Annotated in this window: 9 protein-coding genes and 1 pseudogene; 4 read left to right on the forward strand and 6 right to left on the reverse strand. The window is 50.3% G+C overall.

Features of this window, described 5'->3' with window-relative positions; all coding sequences use genetic code 11:
• Positions 1–67: 67 nt before the first annotated feature.
• Positions 68–2,398, forward strand: a complete 2,331-nt coding sequence (locus AC3G2T_RS16265) for a helix-turn-helix domain-containing protein (RefSeq protein WP_488436162.1) — start codon at positions 68–70, stop codon at positions 2,396–2,398.
• Between the two features lie 63 nt (positions 2,399–2,461).
• Here AC3G2T_RS16265 and AC3G2T_RS16270 read toward each other — a convergent pair whose 3' ends face one another.
• The 6 genes and pseudogenes from AC3G2T_RS16270 to AC3G2T_RS16295 all read right to left on the reverse strand — a co-directional run bounded on the left by AC3G2T_RS16270 (position 2,462) and on the right by AC3G2T_RS16295 (position 12,789).
• Positions 2,462–3,481, reverse strand: a complete 1,020-nt coding sequence (locus tag AC3G2T_RS16270; protein WP_488436163.1) for a glycoside hydrolase family 130 protein — start codon at positions 3,479–3,481, stop codon at positions 2,462–2,464.
• Positions 3,482–3,557: 76 nt separating this feature from the next.
• Complete coding sequence (locus AC3G2T_RS16275; protein ID WP_488436164.1) at positions 3,558–6,740, reverse strand: alpha-mannosidase; 3,183 nt, start codon at positions 6,738–6,740, stop codon at positions 3,558–3,560.
• Positions 6,737–8,988 (reverse strand): annotated as a pseudogene (locus AC3G2T_RS16280) (glycoside hydrolase family 3 N-terminal domain-containing protein). The gene AC3G2T_RS16275 and the pseudogene AC3G2T_RS16280 overlap by 4 nt, the downstream one beginning before the upstream one ends.
• Before the next feature lie 205 nt (positions 8,989–9,193).
• A complete protein-coding gene (locus AC3G2T_RS16285) occupies positions 9,194–10,783 on the reverse strand; it encodes a type 2 periplasmic-binding domain-containing protein (protein WP_474681827.1) in 1,590 nt (529 codons plus the stop codon).
• A gap of 121 nt (positions 10,784–10,904) precedes the next feature.
• Complete coding sequence (locus AC3G2T_RS16290) at positions 10,905–11,816, reverse strand: carbohydrate ABC transporter permease (protein WP_474681828.1); 912 nt, start codon at positions 11,814–11,816, stop codon at positions 10,905–10,907.
• A 19-nt stretch (positions 11,817–11,835) separates the two neighbouring features.
• A complete protein-coding gene (locus AC3G2T_RS16295) occupies positions 11,836–12,789 on the reverse strand; it encodes an ABC transporter permease (protein ID WP_474681829.1) in 954 nt (317 codons plus the stop codon).
• A gap of 73 nt (positions 12,790–12,862) precedes the next feature.
• Between AC3G2T_RS16295 and AC3G2T_RS16300 the strand changes: the two genes are divergently transcribed.
• The 3 genes from AC3G2T_RS16300 (at position 12,863) to AC3G2T_RS16310 (ending at position 15,207) form a co-directional block, all read left to right on the forward strand.
• Positions 12,863–13,057, forward strand: coding sequence for a hypothetical protein (locus tag AC3G2T_RS16300; protein WP_488436165.1), 195 nt, complete (start codon positions 12,863–12,865; stop codon positions 13,055–13,057).
• Positions 13,058–13,097: 40 nt separating this feature from the next.
• Positions 13,098–14,378: a glycoside hydrolase family 125 protein gene (locus AC3G2T_RS16305; protein ID WP_474681830.1), complete on the forward strand. Its 1,281-nt coding sequence runs from the start codon at positions 13,098–13,100 to the stop codon at positions 14,376–14,378.
• 370 nt (positions 14,379–14,748) lie between these two features.
• Positions 14,749–15,207, forward strand: a complete 459-nt coding sequence (locus AC3G2T_RS16310; protein WP_474681831.1) for a nucleoside deaminase — start codon at positions 14,749–14,751, stop codon at positions 15,205–15,207.
• The last annotated feature ends 210 nt before the right edge of the window (positions 15,208–15,417 follow it).

A 15,417-nucleotide genomic window follows, 5' to 3' on the forward strand; every position in this document is an offset into this window, starting at 1 on the left:
ACAATCTAGCATTAAAATAAATATAACGTTATAATGTTTAAATGGATGAAGAAAAAGGAGCGTTCTTGTGCATCATTTCAAAATAAAAGCAAATACACTGACTCAGTACATCAGCAAATATTGGAGCCAATACAAGTCGCGCCTGTTGTTCAAATATGCGGCTTCATACATTGTCATGTTTCTGGTTCCGCTTACAGTCGTAACGATCTTTATTTATGAAAATGCAGCCTACAATTTGCGCTCTGAAATTGAACGGGCCAATCTTAACCAATTGACGCAAGTCAAGCTGACGATTGATGGCCATATGTCTGATCTCTACGAAATCGCCAGCCGCATATCCTATGACGAGCATTTGACTCCCTATATGATGAGCGATCCCTATCGCAGTCGAGAAGGCATCAACACGCTCGCGAGCTACACGGCCAACAGCAGCATTGTGGAGCAGCTCTTTCTCTATTACCATGACAGGAATGAAATCTATTCCTACGAAGGCATGACCAGTCCTACAACCCTCTTCAACCGGGTGTACAAATATCATAATTGGAGCAGCGCAAGCTTGGTGAAAGCGCTTAACGAATCCGTTGTTCCACTTATTCGTCCCGCCGAGCCTGTCTCCATTTATTCGCGGGAGGAAGCTCTGCTTACACTGCTCATCCCGATCAAGCCCAATGATCCCTACCCGTACGGAGCGGTCATGTTTCTGCTCAAGGAAGCCAAGCTTACCGGTCTTATGGACACCATACTCAACCAGTACAAGGGCAACAGCTACATTCTGTCCCCCACCGGCGAGGTGCTGACGTCCAATACGAACGGCACATCGCTCTCTAGGGAGGCGCTGACTGACATTGCAGAGCTTGCGACAGGCATTTACAGTATCCGTCTGGACGGAGAAGCGCAATCCGTCGTTGCTGTCAAATCCACCGAGAACGGCTGGAGCTATGCGACCACTATGCCGACCTACCAGTTTTTTGAGAGTGTGGTTCACATCCAAACCCTGATCATGCTTGTATTTGCTATCGCGGCTCTGACCGGCATTGTGGCGGCCATTATTTTGGCGAGACGCCAGTATCATCCGATCAAAAATCTAATCGACTTTGCCAGGCTGCAAACGGGCGGCCGTGATGAAGCGCTCAAGGTGCGTAACGAATGGGAATGGATCACCCAGACCTTTCGCGACTATAAGGCGCGTATTCACTGGCAGACGCCGTTCGTCCGCAATCAATGCCTGCTGCTGCTGCTGAAGCACGGCAAACCAAACGATCCCGAGATTGAACGGATGATCATGGAAACGGGTCTTGAGCCGCCTGATGCCGGAGGAGCTTATTTCTCGGCTGTGCTCTCATGGGATTCTCCGCAGGAAGATGAGCCTGGGCAGCCGGATCATATGCTGCAGCTGGAGTTGCTTAGCCAGCTGTCATTTCCAGAGCTGGGGATTCAAGTATACGGCGTCGAATTTTCCGTCCGTGACCGTTTTGCGCTTATGGTGCTGCTGCCAGACCAAAGCCCCGAACTGCAGGAGGCTGCGATTAACCGCCTTTTTGAGGACATTCGGGCGATGCTGCTGGAGCAGACGGATACGCTGCCGCATATAGGCGTGGGCACGATTTATCCCAGCTTGTCAAAGATCAACCAATCCTTTATTGAGGCTTCCACCGCTCTTGATTATCGGAAGCCGGGAGAGCCGGGCATCACCTTCTTTGATCATCTCCAGAATAAGCAGGCCGTGTCGCAGGAAACGTTCTGGCTGTCCAAAAAAACGATCCTTAAGCTGGAGCAAAGCCTAAAGCAAGGAAACGAACCGCTAGCGCAGTCCATGCTGTCCGGCATGGTGCAGGAAATCAAGCAGGAGTCGCTTTCGGTCCCAATATTGCGTCTTATGTGCTTCGACATACTCAACACGATTTTACGAACCGCAGCCGATTTGGGCATGGGCGATGTGTTTGGCCGTGTGCCTGCGCTCGCTTCCTTTGACACGCTCGAGGAATTCGAGAACAAGCTGGCCGTACTGGCCGGCGAGGTTTGCAGGCAGGTCAACCATCAGACGGAAACGAGCCAGCCCTCATTGATTGATGATTTAGTTGCCTACGTCGACCAGAACTATGCTGATTATACGCTGAGCCTTGAGCATATTGCCCTGCGCTTTTCGGTATCCACTTCTTATCTTAGCCGTAGCTTCAAAGAAAAAACGGGTATGAATTTCACACATTATATTTGGCTGCTGCGCATGAACGAGGTGAAACGACTGCTTATCGCTACCAACGATCCGCTCCAAATTATTATCGAGCAGGTGGGCTATCTGGACGCTCCGAACTTTATCCGCAAGTTCAAGAAGGACAGCGGGTTGACCCCGGGGCAATTCCGCAAGCAGCATTGTCAGAGCAATACCCCTTCCTATTAGCAGCCCAAACAGACCAGGGGCAAGTGAATGGCCGCAGCCGGATCACTTGCCCCTACTATGCTGTTATTGCGCCGGCTCGTTCAGAATGTACTCTACCAATTCATCCAGCGGCACTGTGGCCAGTGCAATCGCCGTATCGGTCACGCCATAATAAATGTATAACAGCCCATCCTTGACGACATTGCCTGTCGGAAAGATGACATTAGGAATTTGAAAGCCGAACTTCTCATAATAAGCCTCAGGCTCCATAATGAAATGACGGGTACGCGCGATCACCTTCTCCGGGTTTTCCAGATCAAGCAATACAGCGCCAACACGGTACACGATCTCCTCGTCCACGCCATGATACAGCACAAGCCAGCCCTTGTCAGTCTTGATTGGAGGTGTGGAGCCACCGATTTTGCGGGATTCCCACTCCGGATTTTCCCCCTTGATAAGCAGCTTTGGCTCCTCCCAATGGATCAGATCCTCGGAATAGGTAATCCACATAGCCGCTTTTTCTGTCCCGTACTGCTCGCCTACATATTCCTCCGGACGGCGAAACAGGACGAACTTGCCGTTAATTTTCTCAGGGAACAAAATATTGTCGCGATCGTTAATATCCAGCGGCGTAGTGTCAGCAACAAACTCCCAATCCAGCAAATTCTGCGATTTAAGAATGGAAGAGCGAGTCAGCCAATGCCCCTCCTGCTCCCCCCATCCATCCGGGTACTCGGGAATGGATCTGGCAGGTACGCCAGCGCCTGTCGGATAATAGCTCATCGCACACGGACGCAGCGCATAGTTCAGATAGAAGGTACCGTCAATCTTGACCAGACGCGGGTCTTGTACGCTTCCATAAGGAAAACCGAGCATATCCGGCGTTACAATCGGCTCGTCCTTCACATGGGTGAAGTTCACGCCATCCTCGCTTTCCAGCAAGCCTAAAAAGTTTTTGCAAGGCGTCAGCGACTCCGCGGTTCTTTCAATCATATAAAATTTATCGTTATCAATGATAACCGCCGGGTTAAAAACCGTTACCTTCCGCCAGTCATATCCTCCCGGCACAACAATCGGGTTGTTCGGATGCCTCGTAATTTGCATGGTCGTTCTCCTCCTGCCCAGGCGCTCTCCCTCTCAGTTGCCTATATGAACCACTGTTTTCCGAGAGGACGCCGAGTTATAATGATGTCGTTATTTTAATCGTTTTGATCTCAAAGGGCTTGAAGCTTAGCCGGAGTCCGTCGCCGCTCATCGTCAAGTCCGCGAGTCGATCCTCCAGTATATTGACTTCCGTGACAGCAAACCGCTCACCGGCGGCAAGCAGTTTTCCGCTTAAGCCGATAATAGCTTCCGAACGGCCGCCAGCTGCTTCATACAGCCGCAATACGATTCCTGTGCCGTCCTCCGCCGGCTTCACCGTATCCAGAATGACCTGATCGCTTGCAAGATCAATCCAGGAATGCTCGAAGCCTAGGCTTTCCTTGACGGTAGCGGAAGTAGAATCAGCCTTAATCGCCCGCAATGGCTCATTGAGCCCGGCTGCGACACGAACTGTCTGGGCCTGCTGCCAGCTGCCTTCATGCGGATATAGCGCATAAGTGAACACATGCTCGCCCCGATCGGCTCCCGCATCCGGCCAGCCCGGTGCGCGGAGCAGCGACAGCCGCAGGACGGCGTCCTTAACGTCATAGCCGTACTTGCAGTCATTCAGCAGGCTTACGCCATATCCATGCTCGGACAAATCCGCCCAGCGGTGGCCGCATACCTCATATTGCGCCTGCTCCCAGCTTGTGTTGCGATGGGTCGTGCGCTCCAATGCGCCAAACGGAATTTCATAGGTCGCTTTGCCGCTTACCAGCCCAAGCGGGAAGGCAGCCTTAAGCAGCTTATGATTCTCCCGCCAATCGACGTAAGTACGGAATTCGATGCAGCGATCATGAATCGGGATGATCATCTTCTGTCTGATCCACGACTGGCTCAGCTGCCAATTCAGCTCGATTACGATACGGTCCGTGTTATGCTCCAGTATCCGCCAGCCCGTCAGCTGTTGCGCGTCTGCGCGCTTGCTCTCGTAATCATGTGCAATGTCCCATGCATCCCACAGCAGCGGCGTATCATGGAAAAGCTGCAATTCGTTGCCGCGCCGCCCTGCCTGCAGCAGCTCGCGATCGCAAGACTTGTCGTACAAACGACTGATAAGCCCTTGCTCATCCAGTTCAATCGTAAAATAATCGGTTTCAAATACGCCGATGCCAATAGATTTATCAGCTTCCGCAGCCTGTTGCTGTTCCGCATCAGAGCGCATATCCTGAGGATCGCTATTCACCGGGCGCAGCCAGAACGTTTTGCAGCCGAATGCAGGAATCGTTCCCGTCCGCACAGCTAGCTGTGCAGCTTCTCCCGGCTGCGATGGGGCTTCTATACGACACAACAGCTCGCCATCCGCATCATAAGCCGCCAGCTGTTCCATTACTGACTGAAGCGGAATGTACACCATTCCATCCCTTGCCCAGCCAAGGCTATTAAAAGCAACGTAGGCAACTCCCTCGTTCTCCGTTTGCATACGGCCGGCCAGCATCCCCATTGCTTCCTCCAGAGCAGCATTGCCCAGTCTCATAATCTCCTCATACTGCTTGGATGAGGTTTCGTACACTTCCGGAATGGAGGTGCCTGGAATAATATCATGAAACTGATTGAGCAGCAGCAGCTTCCAGCCTTCTTCCAGCCGCTTCCCGGCTTGACTTTGGCGCTGCGGGTCAAGCAGGCCGGAGAGGCTTAGCCACACTTCGGCAGCGCGATACAGCTGCTCGGCCTGACGGTTGCTTCGCTTGTTCTTGGCATGTGTCGTATAGGTGCCACGATGCAGCTCCAAATACAAGTCGCCATGCCAATCCGGCAGCTTGACCCCCCTGCTGCTTATACCGTCAAAAAACTCGCGCGCAGTCGAATACATGGCCTGTGGCTGGCCAGGGATACAGGCGGAGCGCTCGATGTACTCCAGCATTTCATGCGTGACTCCACCGCCCCCGTCACCATGGCCATACAGCAGCATCAGCTCGTCGTGCCGATCCCTCTCTTTATAGGCCTGCCAATGCTCTTGCACATCCTGCGGACGAGTATGCTCGTTCAAGCCGTGATTCTGATAAGCCACAATGCCGGTGCCGTCAATGCCAACCCAGTTGAACAGCGTATGCGGGAACTCATTCGTATCATTCCAGCCAAGCTTGGTCGTCATGAAATAATCGATCCCGGCCTGCTTAAGCAGCTGCGGCAGCGACGCGCAGTAACCGAAGGTATCGGGAAGCCACTCAATAGTGGAGCGCCGACCGAACTCTTCCTCATAGAATCTTTGGCCGATCAGGATTTGACGAACAAGCGACTCTCCGCTTGGTATATTCAAATCCGGCTCAACCCACATGCCGCCTACGAGCTCCCAACGTCCTTCGGCAATCCGTCGCTTGATGTTTTCATACAGCTCCGGGTAGTTTTGCTTAACGAACGCATACAGAATGGGCTGGCTTTGCGAATAATAAAAATCCGGATAACGATCCATCAGCGCGCAGACGGTGGAGAAGGTGCGGCTTGCCTTACGGACGGTTTCCTTTATCGGCCATAGCCAGGCAATATCGATATGCGATTGGCCAACCATATGCATCAGTCCGTTATTGCCGCATGCTTGCCGCGCTGCCTCCGCTGCCTTTCTCAGCTCAGCGTCCGCCTGCTGGCAAGCGGACAGATCAATGGAACTATCTCCGCCCGGCTCATACAGACTGGCGATAGCTTCCTCCAACGCCAAGAATAGCTGGGTACGCTGCAAGTTTCCTTCTGGCAGCAATGCTGCCGATTCCTGCACCGCGCGTACGGTATGAAGCAGCTGGTAGACTGGCCAATTGACCTGTACCAGCGAGACCGAAACGCCGTTGATCGGCGGCTTTTGTTTGGATTGCCGGTTAAGCGGGTCTACCGGCTCAGGGATTGGATCATACAGCTCGATCTCCAGATCAAGCTCGTCGCCGGCTTGACAAGATTTCGGTAGCGGCACAAACCAATGATTGTTATCCAGACCATGATAGGGCGCTCCGCCCAGTCGCAGCAGGCCTTCGCCGCCGCCATAATACAGAAGGGCGGCCTCTCCTGCCTGCCAGCCTTCAGGCAATGCAGCCTGATGACGCAGCATATAGGTTGTGCCATGCCCGTCATTAAGCTGGGCAAGCTCGGTCAAAGCCCAGCCTTCCGAGATAGGCTCATAGACTCCAGGCTCGATATAACGCAGCTTATTTAATTGCCAATGGGTTAGCTGTATGTGCTCCAGCCATTGCCGCTGCTCCAGCCAGCGGACAAAACGATGAATGGATTTCAAGATAATCTCCCCTCCGAACTGACGCTCAGCGGCGCCTCCAGATAATGTAAGCTGCTTGACCCGATCATAATCGTGAAATCGCCGTCCTCGACTACTCGATGCAGCTGCTGGCCGACAAACTCCAGCTGTTCCCTTCCAATGACGAAGCGCACCTGCTTGCTCTCTCCCGGCTCCAGCCAAATTTTTCGGAAGCCCTTGAGCATTTTTTGCGGGCGCGTAACCGTGGCTGCATGATCTGTAACATACAGCTGCACAACTTCTTGCCCCGCCATTTGGCCGCTATTTCGCACGTTTACAACCGCCGCCGCATAACCGTCTTCGTCTGCTGCAGCATCCTCGATTCGCAGCTCTGCATATTCAAAGCTTGTATAGCTAAGCCCGTAGCCAAACGGATATTGCGCTTCGAAGTCCATTTCCAGATAACGTTTACCCCGTGTACGGCGCTTGTAATAGTAGACTGGCAATTGTCCAACATGTCTAGGAATGCTCACTGTCAGTTTGCCGGATGGATTAACGTCACCGAACAGAATATCGGCGAGAGCATGCCCGCCCTCTTGTCCCGGGTACCAGGCCTCAACAATCGCATCGGCCTGTTCCACGATCCACGGCTCGACAATCGGACGGCCGTTTATATAAACAACGATAAGCGGCTTGTCCAGCTTGCGTAATTCCTTCACCAGCTCCAGCTGTGAGCCGAGCAAGTTTAACGTCATTCTGTCAATGCCTTCTCCGCACTCCATTTCGCTCTGAGCGTTGTCGGTCACTACAGACGCGCCCGTCCCCAAATCGATGGTTCCCTCGCCAAAGTCCCGGGCGCTTGAGCCTCCGATTGCCACAATAATGGCATCAGCCTGCTGTGCACAGTCGCTCGCAATTGCGAAACCTTCCCGTGCCTCTTCCTTAATGCGGCAGCCGGGAGCATACAGAACACGTTCCCGTTCCCCGCCGAGCGCAGCTCGCACACCGTCCAGAAGGGTGGAGATTTGGCCTTCCTCCTGAGGCGAAGTATAGTCTCCCAATTGATTATATGGAGCATTGGCGTTGGGACCAATTACAGCAACCTTGCCTATATTCTTGTTCAGCGGCAAGGTTTGACGCTCATTCTTCAACAGTACAATACCTTCAACCGCCATTTTGCGAGCCAGCTGCTTGTGCTCCAAACTGCCGATGACCTGCGCTGCCTTCGCGGGATCGACCGTAGGACGGTCAAACAATCCCAGCTCAAACTTCAAGCGCAGCACTCTCAGAACCGCTTTATTCAGCGTCTCCTCGCTGAGCAGCCCCTGTTCAATCGCGGCCAGCAGATGATTGCTGAACATCTCTCCGGACATCTCCATATCCGTTCCGGACTCCAGCGCCAGCTTGACCGCTTCCTCGCCGCTGGCTGCGACATTATGCCCGTTCACAAGCATCCCCAGCGCACCGCAATCCGTAATGACAAAACCGTCAAATCCCCACTCCTGCCGCAGTACCTCGTTAAGCAGATAAGGACTGCTCGTGCATGGAATGCCGTCAATTTCATTGTAAGCCGTCATAATGGAGCGTGCTCCGGCCTCAACCGCCTTGCGGAAAGGCAGCAAATCGACCTCACATAGCTCGCGCAGCCCCATATGCGCGGGCTGTGCGTTGCGTCCGCCTTCTGTGCTGCCATAACCTGCAAAATGCTTGAGCGTTGCAAGCAGACTGTTCTCGTCAGCAAGATCCTCGCCTTGCAGACCTTCAACTGCCGCAACTGCAAACTCGGAGATGAGATAAGGGTCCTCGCCAAAGCACTCCTCTGTTCGGCCCCACCGTGGATCGCGGACAACATCAAGCACCGGCGAGTAAGTCACGGCGCCTCCCTGACTGCGAGTTTCCAGAGCAACCGCACGGCACATCTCTTTGTACAGCTCTACATTCCAGGAGCTGCCCAGCAGAATCGGTACAGGGAATACCGTCGCTCCGATCGCCATATGTCCATGTGAGCATTCCTCGCCGAACAGCACGGGAATCCCGAGGCGGGAATGCTGCATCGCATATTCCTGAATGTCATTGATAGCCTTGGCCCCCTGCTCGGGAGACAGTCCTGTTGCAAGCGTAACTTCTGTCCAGGGATCTGCCCGCAGCACGCCGTACAGCGAACCAACCGCTCCTTGCCGCAGCTGCTCCTTGAACTCGTCTGTCAGGCGGATGCTTCCATCCTCCTGCTTCTCATAGCATTTCCAGCCAAAGGCTGTATCAATTGTCCGATTTTTTCGGGGATCGTCATGCGAGCGAGCAGCTCCTGCGCCTTCCTCCCCGCTTCAGCCTGCCTGTTGTCTTTGTCCACCTGGAAGCACACCTCTCCTAACCATCGGATTTCATGCCATATGCCGTTTGCGGATGAAGCCGCAGCCGGCGAATGCAATCCATCTTGATTGTCTTTTTATCTGATAGCCTTGGTTCGCTTGGAATAGCTGTTTAAGCTCTAATCGTTAGCTTTGCTTCCATCTGTCATAAGCGGCTTGATAGATTTGGCTCATGCGATTGCCGCCCATTTTGGTTACAGTCGCAATATATTTATCCCATTTGTCAAACGTATCAGCGCCCGTAATGAATTTGGCTTCCATTTGACGTACATACGTAGTCAGATCCGAGGTCAGCGTTGTTACCTCCGCTTGCTCCTCTGCAGTGAGGAACAAAGTAGGGTATGGAATCCGTGAGCCATTATCCAATAGCTTGGTCTTGGATTCATTCGCAACCCACTCATCAAATTTGGTGGTCAGTCCCCGTTGAATTTCAGGAATCGAAATCGTCGGTGCTGGAATACCGTAGTTCGGCGTTAGCGTTGCACGATAATCTTCACGGTCTCCGCCGCCAGGAACCGGCAAATATTTCTTGGTCAAGCTGTCGCGATCCGTGTACTCCCACAGAACGCCCTCAGGCCCTTTGTTGAATAGCATTGCGCCCTCATATCCATAAATGTAGTCCACCCAACGCATCGAAGCTTCCGGATAAGCGTTGGTTTTGGAGATGGCAAAAGCTCCAGTCGTTACGCCTTTGCTCTTTGCGATGACAGCCTTGTCCACCATCTTACTCTTGACCGGCAGGAACATTGGATCATCTGTGCTCGGCTCGCCGCCCAAGGTCATGTAGGCATTCCAATCGGAGAACAGCGCGACCCGATTGTTTTGGGCCTTGGCTTTTTTCTGCTCTGCAGTCTGCGAGAACGTCTCGTGATCCAGCAGATCCTCCGTCCACAGACGGTTCAGGAAGATCAAATACTCCTTATAGCCATCCTCAATTGGCGTGTAATGAACGACGCCGCTATCGTCGACATAGATTTCTTCCTCGTAAATACCGTAGGCTCCAAGCAGCCAAGTGCGAATATCACGCAGATTGACGGATGTCAGCGGCACCTCGTCGGCAGCCCCGTTTTTGTTCGGGTCTTCTTCCTTTACACGCTTGAGGAACGTGTACAGCTCCTCCGTTGTCTCCGGCAGCTTGTCATAGCCAAGCGCCTTCAGAAAATCGCCGTTGTACCACATCGGATTGCGGTACCATGGCTGATTGAACTCGATAACCGGCAAGGAGTAAATATGACCGTCCGGAGCCGTAATGGACTTGCGCACCTCTGGATAATCCTTCAATACCTTTTTGACGTTTGGAGCGTAGTTTTCAATCAGATCCTCAAGCGGAATCAGAATTCCCTGCTTGCCGTAATTCATTTGCTCAGCAGGAGTAAGCCCCGCTGCGTAGAATACATCCGGATATTCACCGCTGGAGAAAATAAGGTTTTTCCTCGTATTAAAGCTTTCCTTCGGTGCATTGTTAAATACCATCTTGATGTTCGTTAGCTTCTCCATCTCCTGCAGGACTTTCATATCCTTCCAATTCTGAATGCCGACATCAGGCGCTGTCAGCGTTAACGAAATCTGCTCGTTTACAATCGGAAAGCCTTCCTTCGCTACCTCTACCTCAACCTCTGCCTTTTGTTTGTCATTCGACGTTTCGCAGCCCGCCAGCAAGCCTGCCGCTAGAGCAGCAGACAACAGCGCTGCCGCGCCTTTTTTCTTGTTCTGCATCGTAAATCCTCCCTTTTCATATAATCATAACGCTATAACAAATGATTGCGAAATAACTGGCCTCACCAAGCAAGGCAAAGCCGTACCCGTATGCATCTATTACCATCTTGTGACGGTGATTCTAGCCTTTGACAGAACCGATCATGACCCCTTGAACAAAATATCGCTGCAAAAACGGGTACAAAACGACAACCGGCAGGATCGATACGATAATAACGGCATATTTGACCAATGACGCAATTTCAGCCTTGTTGTTCATAGCCTGAGCAATGTCGCCACTGATGGCCGCCCCCGTCGTTTCCGCCGACATCTCCTGCAGCACCAATATTTGGCGCAGCACCATTTGCAGAGGATATTTCATTTCATCATTCAGGTATATAAGAGCCGGAAAATAGCTGTTCCAGTGGCTGACGCCATAGAACAAGGCCATAACGGCAATAATCGGACCGGACAACGGCAGCACGATTTGGAAGAACAACCGCAGATTCGTACAGCCATCCATATGCGCAGCCTCCTGCAGCTCCTTCGGAATCGTGGAGTGGAAGAAGGTTCTGGCCACAATAATATTCCATACGGATGCCGCAACAGGGAGAATCAACGCTCCCATCGAATTGATCAGCCCCAGATTTTTGACTGTCAGATAGAGGGGGATCAAGCCGCCATTAAAAAACATCGTGATGAGAAACATCGCCATAAAAAAGTTGCGTCCCACAAAATCGGAGCGACTGAGGGCATAGGCTGCCGGCAAAGTGATGGCCAGGTTCAGCAATGTCCCAACTACGGTGTAGAGGATTGTGTTGCCATAGCCGTTCCATATTTTAGGATTCGAAAAAACAAGCTTATAGCCATCCAGCGTCAGACCTTTGGGCAGCAGCCACATTTCCCCCGAATTGACGAACTTCGGCGTACTGATCGAAGCGCTGACGATATAGATAAGCGGATATAGCACAACAATGAGCGCAAGGGCCAAATAAACATAGTTTGCTGCCAGAAACAGCTTGTCCGAGGTGGATTTCCTCATCGACTTCACCATTTTAAACCTCTCCTTTCCTTTACCATAAGCTTGTTGCACTTGTACGTTTGGCAATTTGGTTCACCGTAATCAACATGAGAGCATTAACAATCGAATTGAACAACCCTACGGCAGTTGAGAAGCTGTATTGTGCGCTTACGAGACCTGATCGGTAGACGAAGGTCGAAATGACATCTGAGCTTTCCAGATTCAACGAGTTTTGCAGCAGTAAAATTTTCTCGTAGCCAACACCCAAGATATTGCCTGTGTTCAAAATCAGCAGGATTGTAATGGTCGGTATAATGGTTGGCAGGTTAATATGAAGCAGCCGTTTGAATCTGCTTGCTCCATCTACAATGGCCGCCTCGTGCAACTGCGGATCAACCGCTGATAGCGCAGCCAAATAAATGATCGTTCCCCAGCCTGTATTCTGCCATACGCCAGAAATAACATAGACCGTCTTAAACCAAGCAGGATCATTAAGAAACTGCGGTGCATCGATGCCAAGTGCCTCAAGCCCGCGAATAAGCATCCCGCTCGACGGAGAAAGGAATGAAATAATCATCCCGGTCATGACCACGATAGAAATGAAATGCGGTGCATAAGTAATCGTTTGCACGCTTTTCTTGAAATAACCGTTGCGGATTTCATTAAATGCCAATGCCAGAATGATTGGCAGCGGAAAGCCTAGGGCCAGCTCATAGAAACTGATACTCAGCGTATTCCAGAGCAAATCCCAAAAATAATGCGAATTAAAAAACCGTTCAAAGTGCTGAAAGCCGACCCACTCACTGCCAAAAATACCTTTGGATGGAACGAAATTTTTGAATGCAATTTGAATTCCGTACATCGGTCCATAGTGAAATACCGCAAAATATACAAACGCGGGAAGCATAAATAAGTACAATTCCCAGTTTTGCTTCATTCGCTTGGCGATCCCGCCTGATGCTCGCAGCGGAGGCGTCCGTAAAGCCTGCTGTCCTCTACCGTTCATTTTCTGATGCCCCTTTCCTGTTCCTGTACCACTCTGCTACACATTATAGGCAGGTACCTGAGCAGGATAAAATATGTGGTATTTGCAGCAAACGGCAAAAAAAGGCCAAACCCTTTATGTTACTGGGTTTGACCGCTGTACCATAGCAAATTTAACACGCTTACAGCAAAGCGCTGTAAGCGCTTTTGTGTTGTTTTTGAACCCATTTCCTGGCCTGCAAATTATACATATTGCCGTTCTGATGACCTTGTGCCATCCTGTTGGGTAAGTCAAGTTAGGACATGACCAACTTTCAGGAGGCTAATAAAATGACATTGCCAAAATCGATTACAACTTTTCTGGAGGAAGCCGACAAGCGTCTGGCCCATCGTCCCAAGCTGCAGCAATTATTTCGAAATACGTTCCCTAACACACTAGAAACAACAACCAAATTATTGGATGACGGTACGACGTTTGTATTCACTGGAGACATACCAGCCATGTGGCTGCGTGATTCAACTGAGCAGGTTCGCCATTACATTCCGTTTGCCAAAAACGACGAGCAGCTGCAGCGCATCATCGGCGGTCTGATTGCCAGACAAATCTTCTATATTAATATGGATCCGTACACCAATGCTTTTAATGAAACGGCCAACGATCGCCACTATCGCGACACCGACGATTGCAATTTGAATCCATGGATGTGGGAGCGCAAATACGAGCTGGACTCGCTTTGTTTTCCCGTTCAGCTTATATACTCCTATTGGAAGGAAGCGGGACAAAGCGATATATTCACCCATGAATGTTATCAAGCCCTCACCTCCATCGTCGAAGTCATGATCACTGAGCAGCGTCATCAAGAGCGTTCCAACTATCATTTCATCAGGCAGACCAAACAAGAAACAGAAACTCTGCCGAACGATGGACACGGCATGCCTGCTAACTACACGGGGATGACATGGTCGGGCTTTCGCCCTAGTGATGATGCCAATGTGTTTGGCTATAACATCCCTTCGAATATGTTCGCTGTCGTTGTGCTGGGCCATATTATCGAAATTGCCACCGAGATTTATAAGGATGAGCGTCTTGCAGAGCGGGCAGACAAGCTGCGTAGAGAGATCGATTTTGGCATCCGCCATTACGGTATCGTGAATCACCCGACTCATGGTCAAATCTACGCTTATGAAACGGATGGCTTCGGCAATTATTGCCTGATGGATGATGCGGGGACACCTGGGCTTATCTCCATCCCTTATATCGGTTATGTAGGCACGGACGATCCGATTTATCAGAATACGCGCCGCTTCGCCCTAAGCTTCGATAATCCGTTCTACTTTGAGGGCAAGCACGCCAAAGGCATAGGCAGTCCCCATACCCCTGGCGGCTATGTATGGCATATGGCACTCTCCATGCAGGCACTGACCTCTGATAATGAAGAGGAGATCAAAGAGTTGATTCAAGTGTTAATCGATACGGACGCAGATACCGGCTTTATGCACGAGGGCTTCCACCCGGATAATCCGGCAGATTTCTCCCGTGACTGGTTTGCCTGGTCCAACAGCTTGTTTGCGACCTTGATTGTCAAGGCGATGGACAAAAATTTCATTTAAACTTTAAAGACGAGCGCAGCCTCTTGGTGTAGACCGCCTGCTGCATATTTATGAAGACCCTATATCTTCTTATAACGTGCAGCAGACCCCAAAATCACAGCCTATTCATGCATCGAACTCGCCTCGGAGCTTCTTAATAAAGATCGATTATAGATCTCTAAATTTTTTGGTGTGAAGTATCCCTCAATCATTATTTTTTCTCACTAGCGCTGCATTAATATTCTCGAAATCTTCACAAGATTCTGTTTAGTTTGGTTTTGCACGTAAAAAAAATCCTTTACAATGGAATGGAGAGGTAGACCTGTCCATAAATTCGACCTTTTCCATTTCAACCCGAAAGTTAATTTTCTGAAATAAAGGAGAGTAATACATGATAAAAACTGATGAACACTTTATGGCAGAAGCAATCAAACTTGCAGAGCAAGCTAGAGATAATGGAAATGAACCATTTGGAGCATTACTTGTAAAAGACAACGAAATTGTTATGGTTGGCGAAAACCAAATCAATAGTCACTGTGACCCAACACATCATGCAGAACTAGGACTTATCAGAAAGTTCTGTATTGAACAGAATATTTCCGATCTTAAATCCTACACTTTATACACCAGTTGCGAACCATGTGTGATGTGTTCAGGAGCAATGGTATGGTCTAATTTAGGAAAAATTGTTTATAGTGTATCGCATGATCAGTTAGCCGAAATTGCTGGCAGCAATATTATGATATCTTGTAAAGAGGTTTTTCAAAAGAGCCCTAACAAACCATTAGTCATAGAAAATGTTTTAAATAAAGAGGGATTACAAGTCTTTGAAGGTTACCAGTTTAAATAACTCTTCTAAGAATAATCTCTTATCCAAACCTCTAGCGGTCCTTTTTCGATGAGTAGCATTCTACAATGCCCGTAAAGTGCACACGCCAAAACAAACAATTCATTTACGTTCATTTTCTTATACAAATCTTTATTTAGTACTTGATCTGCAAATTGTACACGTGTTGCAACAAGTACGGTGACTTTTCCTTGGCTAATCCATCCTCTTCCT

Source organism: Paenibacillus sp. sgz302191 (assembly GCF_057749925.1).